This window comes from Cytophagia bacterium CHB2 (genome assembly GCA_030263535.1).
In the GTDB taxonomy this organism is placed as follows: Bacteria; Zhuqueibacterota; Zhuqueibacteria; order Zhuqueibacterales; family Zhuqueibacteraceae; genus Coneutiohabitans.
On sequence record SZPB01000282.1, the window covers coordinates 1 to 8,612 of the forward strand.

The following is an 8,612-nucleotide window of genomic DNA, read 5'->3' on the forward strand; positions in this document are numbered from 1 at the left end:
AGATGCAAGCCGCGTCAGCCGAACAAGTCACGCGCTTCGTGCAATATTTGGTGAATCGCTATGCAGCATTCAATGTCATTTGGGTTGCAGTGTCTGAAGCGGAGATGGAAACTCTCTCAAACGGTTCGGCCGAATTTGCCGCCTTGCTTGCGGCGAATGATCCCTACCATCACCCATTTCTAAAATTGGAATCCGAAACAGAGGAGGATTTGCCGGCCTCAAGCCGCACCACAACACGCCCAACCCTGCGCGCTGTTATCGACGCGCCGGAACCGCGTGACGATGAAGCGGCGCGCAAAGCCGTCTGGCGCACGGCGATGGCTGGCGGGTTTTGTGTTTATCAGGAGGGCAAACTCATGAACCAGCCAACGATTTCCGGCGACATGCCGCAAGCCGAAGGCGCACACGTTATGACAACGTTGCGGGAGTTTTGGAACAACGATAGTCACTACGAAATTCGCTGGTGGGAGTTCACGACTTTCGTGCCTCTGGGCAACCGGCGCTGGCTCGCCGGCAATCCCGGAGTCGAGTATGTGATTTATGCGGAAAGCGGCAGCGGTTTCAAAGTCGATCTTTCCGAAGCGGCCGGCCAGATTCAAGGTCAATGGTTCAACACCAAAACCGGACTGTGGAGCACGTTTTTCTCAGGCGAGGCGGGCTCTGCAGTAGCGCTGAAACCACCGGCGGAGGAGTGTGTGGCATATCTTTTGGTGAAAAGATGATCGTCAACCTGTTCGCCCTGTTCCGGCTGTTTATCGAATCCGCGGCGCCAAAGTTGTAAAGAGAGATGAGTGTCGTGAAGAGTATTAATTTTACCCAAGCGTTGCCTTGCGTAGCCGCCCTGTGATGCGTCACAATATAAAACAAAACCCGCTGGTCAAAAATTTTTTGACTTGAGTTTTTTCCCAAGAATCATGTTCGCCGCGCGTATGCTGATCAAAACAAATCACCACGCCCAAAAACAAAAGGGAGGCCGAGCCTAAGACTCAGCCTCCCTTTTTCACGAAAACTCGAACCTCATTCGTTGCTTTGGCGCAGCAGCAACAACCGGACGAGATTGAGCACGGCCACCGCGGCCGCGGCAACATAGGTCAAGGCCGCGGCGGTCAAAACCTTTTTGGCCATGGCGATTTCATCCGCGGCGAGATAGCCACCGTTTTGCAGTTGCACCAGCGCGCGCCGGCTCGCGTCAAATTCCACCGGCAACGTCACGAGCTGGAACAACACCGCACCGGCGAACAACACGATACCGATATTGAGCAGAAACGGCATGCCCATGAACAAACCGGCAATGGCCAGCGGCATGGCGAGCATCGAGCCGATGTTGGCCACCGGGAACAAGCTGGTGCGGAAGCCCAGCGGGCCGTAAGCGGCTTTATGCTGAATCGCGTGCCCGACTTCGTGCGCCGCCACGCTCAAGGCGGCAATCGAATCGCCGTCGTAATTATGCTCGGAGAGGCGGACTTCCTTCTTGGTGGGATCATAGTAGTCCGACAGCATGCCTTCCGAACGTCCGATACTCACGCCGCCGACCCCGTTGCGATTGAGCAGCGAAGCCGCCACTTCCGCGCCGCTGCGGCCGTAACGCGAGCGCACCTGGCTGAATTTGTTGTACGTGCTTTTGACCTTCCATTGCGCCCACAAGGCGAACAGCATGGCCGGCACCAACAAAATCAGATCCATCGTTGAAAACATGAACGGCATGGTCATCCTCCAGTCAAGTATTCAAATGAATGTTTGTTTCCGTTTTGCGCTGAATCTAATGAGGATTTGTGATTGTTTCAAGGCTTATTCCCGCCCCAGTTTGCGTTTGAGGTTGCCCCAGATTTTTTCCGCCTGTTTGGGAAAGACCAGCCAAAATGCTGCGCCTAAAAACAACAGCCCGGGAATGACCGGCAAAAAAAGGCCGAGCAGACCCAGGAAAAGAAAAACCGCGGCCGTACTGTACTTGCGCTTGCGCCATTGCGCAATTTTCTCGTCCAACCGCGCGCGCGAGGAGGATTTTTCGTTGTCTGCAGTTTGACTGTTATCGGGCGACAGGTTCAATAGTTTGGCATTCATGCGGGTTAATGCAAATTTTTTAACATGATCAAGCGATTGCCGTTTACGCGATCCGGATGATATTCCAAATGATCGACAGAACGGCGGATAATGTGCATGCCGAAACCGCCGGTGCGGCGTTTGGCAACGGCATCCTGTACGTCATAATCGGTTTGCGGTTTCATCTGAAAGCTCAAACCGGTATCACGTATGACGATGAGGAAGCGCTCAGAGTTGTATTGCACCGTGAGATCGATCCAATTTTCGGGGTTGGAATGATAGGCATGTTCGATTACATTCAAGCAGGCTTCATAAACCGCAATGCGAATCTTGCCGATTTCACGCGCGTTCATGCCCGCCAGTTTGGCGTGTTCGATGACAAAATCACACAACTGGTAAAGTTTGGAAACGCTGCTCTCCACGCGCAGCGTGAACGATTGCGCCTCCGCCAGATTCAGCGCGGTGAGATCGCCAAAATTTTTGATATCGGTTGCCGGGTACAAATCGTTGTCAAGATCGAGCAATAACGGCGGTTCCGCGATTTCAGCGAGAGGGTTGGCGCTTCCTTCCTCATGCGCGACAGCGGGAATGGCCGAGGCAATCGCGACGGGAAGCGCGGCCGTGTCCGGCGGATCGACCAGATAACTCCAGGCGGTGAACGCGTTCAACTTATTCCTGGCAGTGTCAGAAATTTTTTCGAGCTTAAGCTCGCCATTGCGCAGACGCGCGCGCTGCGCCGCGGCGACCAGCAATGCGATCAACTTGACGGAAGGAAACGGAATATTTTCCATGTCGATGACGTAATGCGCCTTATCCTGGCTCAACGTCATCTCCAGATACGTGCTCAAGCGCGCCACCAGGTCCGGCATGGGCGCATTGCTTTCAAAGCGAATTTTGATGACGAACGGCGGGCCTTCCACCGTTTCGACAAAGAAAAGTTGCTTCTTCATAACAATCGATTATGCGTTCTTCGTCATCGTATCAGACCGGTTTGCCAGGTCTGGAACTGTTTAGCGTTACAGGCGATCTGCGCAAATGCGCCTTACTATACCGTCAACCGGCGTCAAATGATCATTTTTTGCATCACAAAATTTGTTTGCCGGCTTGCACAAAAGCAATTTTTTGCCCGCAAAAATCCAAATGATGGCGGAAAGTTAGGGAAATGCGCCTGGAGAAGCAAGCAAAAGTTCGGCAGTGAAAGCCGAATCTTGCGCTTTGCCCGCGCCGTTCCGCGCATGTTACAACAAACAAACTCAACTCAACGAAGGAAAAAACGATGCTCCGCGACAAGTCTTTGCTCATTTTTGATCTCGATGGAACTTTGGTGGATACGCGCCTTGATCTTGCGACGGCTGTTAACCATGCCTTACAACAATTGGGGCGGCCGGCGCTCCCGCTTGCGGTTCTCACCGGTTTTGTCGGCGATGGCGCACGCACGCTGGTGGCGCGCGCGCTGGGCAATCCCGAAATAAACGACCTGGAAACCGCGCTGCGTTTTTTCCGGGCTTATTATGCCGAGCATCTCGTCGATCACTCCCGCTTGTATGATGGCGTGCTGGAAACGTTGCAACATTTTCGTCACAAAAAAAAGGCCCTGCTCTCCAATAAACCGCAGGAATTCACCGAACCGTTGCTCGCACGCCTCGACTTGTCAAAGTTTTTCGATGTGATCGTGGGCGCGCGGCCGGATCTCAAGCTTAAACCGGATCCGCAGCCGGTTCATTTCATTTTGGACCAGCTTGGCGTTCCCGCAGCCGGCGCCCTAATCATCGGCGATGGCGAGAATGATGTATTGGCCGGAAAAGCAGCCGGCATTACCACATGCGCCGTCACCTACGGCATTCGTCCCGCCGAAAAATTGTTGCCCTTGCAGCCGGATTTCGTCATACACAATTTTTCCGAATTGAAAGCTTTGATGCAATGAGGCGGCGGTTTCACGTGTACTAATTTTGTCTCCAGCAGAAAATCTTTTGGCATGCTGTTCGATCGTCCACAGATACCCAGCGTTGACAAGCCACAACCAAACAAGGGTACAACCGCGCATGCACGCGAACAAAATCTTAGCGTTCATTCGCGTAGATTGGCGGTTGAAGATGTTTCCTAAAAAAGCAAAGAGTGCTCTTGTAGTGATTGCATTTCAATACTGATTTTTTACTATCCCCGGCGCCCGGCCTTCAATCCCCAATCTGAAATCCACAATCCGCATTCCCAAGAATCTCTTTGCTTCTTTAATGCCGAGCGTGTAGATTCCGCCCCAATTTCGATGCGACTGCTACTGCCTGCTTCCGTTATGCAAACATCGTTCGTGGAGAAACTGCATGGCCGCCCCGGCTCCGGATTTACCCCCGCAAAGTCAAGCGACAACCGTGGCGTTGCCCGCGCCTCTGTTTACCGGGCAAGCGTTGCTCAAGCGCTCGCTGCGCTGGAGCAGCTTGCTGTGCCTGGTTTATGTCACGGTTTGCTCCGGCCCCTTCGGCTTGGAAGAATTTGTGCAGAGCGTCGGCCCGGGCATGACTTTTCTCCTGCTGCTCATCACGCCAATTTTCTGGGGATTGCCGTTGCTGTTTATGTCGGCGGAATTGTCCAGCGCGCTGCCGCTCGAGGGCGGGCTTTATCGCTGGGTGAAAACCGCGTTCGGTGATTTTTGGGGATTTCAAGCCGGTTGGTGGTGGTGGCTCAGCTCGTTTTTGGATTGCGCAATTTATGCCGTGCTGGTGGCGGATTATTTTGAATTCTTCTACCCCCACATGAACGCCTTCGCGCATTGGGGCATCGCGCTGGCGGTGATTTGGTTCTTCACGTTTTTGAATGTGCGCGGCATCGAAGTCATCGGCGCCAGCTCGACGATCTTCGTGGTGTTGATGCTCGCGCCGTTCGTGATCATGATAATCCTCGGCGTGCCGCAGATTTCACAAAATCCCTTCACCCCGCTGCTGCCCCCCGGCGAAAATTTTATGGCGACGTTCAGCTCCGGCCTGCTGATGAGCATCTGGTTCATCAGCGGATTCGAAGCGCTCGCCTCGGCCTCCGAAGAAATACAAAATTCCGAGCGTGTTTTGCCGCGCGCGCTGCGCATTATCTTTCCGATGATTCTGCTGAGTTACGGCTTGCCGATTTTGGTGAGTCTGGCAGTAGATGCGAATTGGCAAAGCTGGGAGTCCGGACATTTTGCCAAAATTGCAGAAACGCTGGGCGGGCCGTTGCTGGGAGGATGGGTGTCGCTCGCCGGCGTGATTGCGAACATGGCGCTGTTCGGCACCTGGCTGCTGTCCTATTCCCGCATTCCGTTCGCCATGGCGCATGACGGTTACTTGCCGAAAGCGATTGCGCGCATCTCGCCGCGCTATGGCACACCGGTATTCGCCATCGTGTTCAGCTCCGTCATCTACAGCCTGGTCTCGTGGTTTGATTTTCGCAGTTTGGTGGAAATGGATATCTGGGTAATTTTGCCGGGAATGTTTTTGGAATTTCTCGCGCTGGCAAAGTTGCGGCGCAGTCACCCGCATTTGACGCGCCATTTTCGTGTGCCCGGCGGAAAATGGGGACTCGCTTTCACCGTCATTTCACCGATCGCCATCGGCTTGTTCGCCATGTTCGGCGGCGGCGCAGATTATCTATTCCCGGGCGCAATCGCGCTTGCCAGCGGGCCGCTTGCATTTTGGCTTTGCAAACGGTTTGTGAAAAACGTTCACCGCCCGGGCGGTTTTACTCCCGCTGCCTGAGCCTGTCGAAGGCAGCTTATCAAAGACTCATCGCCCGGGTGGTTCTATCCGCTGCCTGAGCTTGTCGAAGGCAGCTTATCAAAGACTCATCGCCCGGGCGGTTCTATCCGCTGCCTGAGCTTGTCGAAGGCAGCTTGTCAAAGACTCATCGCCCGGGCGGATTGTTCACGGCACAATCGCAATAATCCGCAGCGGCCCGCCGCTGCCGCCTTGAATTTTCATCGGTAAGGCAATGACATGCGCGCCGGTTTCCGGCAATTGCTCGAGATTCGCGACATTTTCAAACGCGGGAATATTCGCCGCAAACAGCGCAACATGACTTTCAAACAAAGTCGATTGCCCATAATCAATGCTCGGCGTGTCGATGCCAATGGCATTGATCTGCCGATTGCTCACCAGCCAGGCGGCCGCCTCCGGATGCAAGCCGGGGAAATGCAGCTTGGGAACGGCATCCGGCCCGGTTTCCGTGGTGCCGAGATATTTTTCACGATCCGGCCAAAACTTGCCGGAGCCGGTGTGCAGCAGCACAATGGCTCGGTCGGGGATTCTGCCATGCGTTTCTTCCCACGCTTCAAAATCCGCAACCTGCACTTGATAATCGCGATTCTCCAGAGCGGCAGCAGAAACATCGATCACAATCGCCGCGCCGAGCAATCGTTCGAGCGGAATTTGATCTGTGGTGTATTTGCCTTCCGCAAAGTGAATCGGCGAATCTAGATGCGTGCCGCCGTGCTCGGCTGCTGCGAAGTTGTTGGCGGCGTAATAGTATCCGCCGGGCGTTATGCCATCAGCGACTTTCTCCAAAGTGAATGATTGTGCCGTGGGCCAGTAAATCGTTTCAGTAGAAAAGGAATAGCTTAAATCAACCAGCTTGCCATTTGGAAACGGTTGCGGCTGGGGCGCACAACTTGCCAAAATGATGCTGCACAAAACGCCTGCCAACGTTAAATCGCGTCGCATGGGTTGCTCCTGGAATGATAGTATGAATAACGGTTTTGCTTTGCCTGGCGAGCTTGTCATTCAGAAGAATCCTGTGAAGCTGTTATCTGGAACTGAATTTTTACCTTGCTAACGGACACTTTTTCTTTAGCCACGGATGAACACGGATTTTCACTGATCATTTTCTATGTCTTACAATAGTTTCTTTCAAGAAAATCTCTGAAGCGTTTGAAATCCGTGTAGATCCGTGTAAATCAGTGGCTAAAAGGCTTATTTCTAAAAAGTGTCCGGCAGCAAAATTTCTACAAGCTTCCCTCTGAATGCAATAACACCTGCGCCAACTGCCCGACGCCGGTCACCGCTAAATCCGGAGAATGATTTTCCTGCGCGTTGCCAGCATATTCCGGACGATGAATCCAGGCGGCGGCCATGCCCATAGCTTTGGCGCCGGCAACGTCCGTGCGTTGAATGTCGCCAATGTGCAGGCACTGGCCCGCCTCGACGCCAATGCCGGCGAGCGCGCGTTTGAACATTTCGGGATGCGGCTTGGTATGTCCCACCTCACCGGAAAACACCAGCACGCGGAAACATTTTAGCAAATCATAATGCGCGAGAATCCGGCGCAGCACGCGGCCCGGCGTCCACGCCGTGTCGGAAATCAGGGCCAACGGATATTTTTGCGCCAGTTGCTGCACGCCCTCCTGCACACCGTCAAGCAGAGGCGGCGGGGTATTGAGATTTTCGAAAAAATCGATCACGCCCGCCAGGCTCTCTGCCGGCAGCTCGGCTTGCAAGAATTTCAGCATGGCAATCACGCCGTCTTCGGCGCCGAACGCGATTTGTTGAAACCAAAGCTGATCGAAATATTCCCAGGCATGTTTGTATGCGGCTTTGACCTCATCCGCGGTTTTATCATATCCGTGTTGGCGCAATTCTTCCCCAAGAAAATTTTGCCGCTGCGCGCTGAACACCACGGTGTCGATGGGCGCCGGGTGGTCGGCGAGAATCGTGCCCCAGAGATCGAGTGTGACGCCGCGCAAGTTGCGCCGCAACGTTTGCAGGCGTTGCCGCGCCTCCGGTGTGAGCTTTTGCCACATCTCGGCAGAGGAGGTGGTGTGATTGAAGTTGTGGAGTTCGATGGTCATGAGGTTTGAAATTGTGGAATCATTGCGAAAAAATGTATGCGGATTCTATAACTGCATTTTGAATAACAGATTTCGAAAGATGACGAAGATACAATTGGTGGGGTAAAAAACGGTGAAAGAATCAGTGATGTCGAACAAAGCGACAAGAGCTGCTTCCAGCAGCTTCTTACTCATACGCTTCCCGGCGAATATCAAGGCTATCAAATCGGCCGTTTAATTTGAACGATGGCTGTTTGCGTTTTTCCGCGGGCGGCTTCGTCTTTAAAAAGCGCAGGAAGATTTGGACTTCCTGCAAGGCCTCGTCCGGCAACTTGTCAATCTCGCTTTTGATCTGGTCGCGTGTGCTCATGGTGTTGTTACCTTACAGCGTTTTTCATTTGGATGACCAGAGTTTGTAGTCCCCGCCTCCCGCCGCTGCGGGATGGGCGGCTGTTGAAGCCATGAAATTCGCGGTTGCAACAATGCCCCACAAGGGGGCAGGGCTACGAATCCTGTACACGCATTTAAAAAACGCTGTAAAGGATTTTTTATGCGTCAAAAGATAACCCTATTGCCTTCAACTCGCAAGGGAAAAGTCGGCGAGGTTTTTCGGGCTAGCATGACGGCGTGACAGTCAAACGCCATTTATGAGGTTTTTCAAAAAATTTTCGAGGTTTCTCTACCGCAGCAGGGATCGCTTTTTAAAAGCAACAGCAACGGCAAAAGAAAATGGTCGAATGACTCAAATAGCCAAATAATCGATTGTCCTCAGCGAACTAACCGAACA

Annotated in this window: 8 protein-coding genes; 2 read left to right on the top strand and 6 right to left on the bottom strand. The window is 53.3% G+C overall.

Annotated features, from left to right (window positions below):
* Positions 1-1,017: 1,017 nt before the first annotated feature.
* From FBQ85_21905 to FBQ85_21915, 3 genes are all read right to left on the bottom strand, one after another.
* The gene (locus tag FBQ85_21905; protein ID MDL1877795.1) at positions 1,018-1,710 is read right to left on the bottom strand and encodes a zinc metallopeptidase; all 693 of its coding nucleotides are present in this window, start codon (positions 1,708-1,710) and stop codon (positions 1,018-1,020) included.
* Between the two features lie 78 nt (positions 1,711-1,788).
* Positions 1,789-2,061, bottom strand: coding sequence for a hypothetical protein (locus FBQ85_21910; protein MDL1877796.1), 273 nt, complete (start codon positions 2,059-2,061; stop codon positions 1,789-1,791).
* 5 nt (positions 2,062-2,066) lie between these two features.
* Positions 2,067-2,990, bottom strand: a complete 924-nt coding sequence (locus FBQ85_21915) for an ATP-binding protein (GenBank protein ID MDL1877797.1) — start codon at positions 2,988-2,990, stop codon at positions 2,067-2,069.
* A gap of 326 nt (positions 2,991-3,316) precedes the next feature.
* On the opposite strand from FBQ85_21915, the gene FBQ85_21920 reads away from it, so the two are divergent.
* Both FBQ85_21920 and FBQ85_21925 read left to right on the top strand, forming a co-directional pair.
* A complete protein-coding gene (locus tag FBQ85_21920; protein ID MDL1877798.1) occupies positions 3,317-3,964 on the top strand; it encodes an HAD family hydrolase in 648 nt (215 codons plus the stop codon).
* A gap of 394 nt (positions 3,965-4,358) precedes the next feature.
* Positions 4,359-5,762 carry an APC family permease gene (locus FBQ85_21925; GenBank protein ID MDL1877799.1) on the top strand — a complete coding sequence of 468 codons (1,404 nt, stop codon included), beginning with the start codon at positions 4,359-4,361 and terminating at the stop codon, positions 5,760-5,762.
* Positions 5,763-5,927: 165 nt separating this feature from the next.
* Here the strand turns inward: FBQ85_21925 and FBQ85_21930 are convergent, their stop codons facing one another.
* The 3 genes from FBQ85_21930 to FBQ85_21940 all read right to left on the bottom strand — a co-directional run bounded on the left by FBQ85_21930 (position 5,928) and on the right by FBQ85_21940 (position 8,195).
* Entirely contained in the window at positions 5,928-6,722 is a 795-nt protein-coding gene (locus FBQ85_21930; protein ID MDL1877800.1) for a cyclase family protein, read from the bottom strand.
* Positions 6,723-7,003: 281 nt separating this feature from the next.
* Entirely contained in the window at positions 7,004-7,846 is an 843-nt protein-coding gene (locus tag FBQ85_21935) for an HAD family hydrolase (protein ID MDL1877801.1), read from the bottom strand.
* A 166-nt stretch (positions 7,847-8,012) separates the two neighbouring features.
* Positions 8,013-8,195, bottom strand: a complete 183-nt coding sequence (locus tag FBQ85_21940) for a DUF2281 domain-containing protein (protein MDL1877802.1) — start codon at positions 8,193-8,195, stop codon at positions 8,013-8,015.
* Positions 8,196-8,612: the final 417 nt, after the last annotated feature.

Bases quoted from the DNA above. Each gene is read 5' to 3' on its own strand.
- FBQ85_21905 (MDL1877795.1), bottom strand. From the start codon at position 1,710: ATGACCATGCCGTTCATGTTTTCAACGATGGATCTGATTTTGTTGGTG.
- FBQ85_21910 (MDL1877796.1), bottom strand. From the start codon at position 2,061: ATGAATGCCAAACTATTGAACCTGTCGCCCGATAACAGTCAAACTGCA.
- FBQ85_21915 (MDL1877797.1), bottom strand. From the start codon at position 2,990: ATGAAGAAGCAACTTTTCTTTGTCGAAACGGTGGAAGGCCCGCCGTTC.
- FBQ85_21920 (MDL1877798.1), top strand. From the start codon at position 3,317: ATGCTCCGCGACAAGTCTTTGCTCATTTTTGATCTCGATGGAACTTTG.
- FBQ85_21925 (MDL1877799.1), top strand. From the start codon at position 4,359: ATGGCCGCCCCGGCTCCGGATTTACCCCCGCAAAGTCAAGCGACAACC.
- FBQ85_21930 (MDL1877800.1), bottom strand. From the start codon at position 6,722: ATGCGACGCGATTTAACGTTGGCAGGCGTTTTGTGCAGCATCATTTTG.
- FBQ85_21935 (MDL1877801.1), bottom strand. From the start codon at position 7,846: ATGACCATCGAACTCCACAACTTCAATCACACCACCTCCTCTGCCGAG.
- FBQ85_21940 (MDL1877802.1), bottom strand. From the start codon at position 8,195: ATGAGCACACGCGACCAGATCAAAAGCGAGATTGACAAGTTGCCGGAC.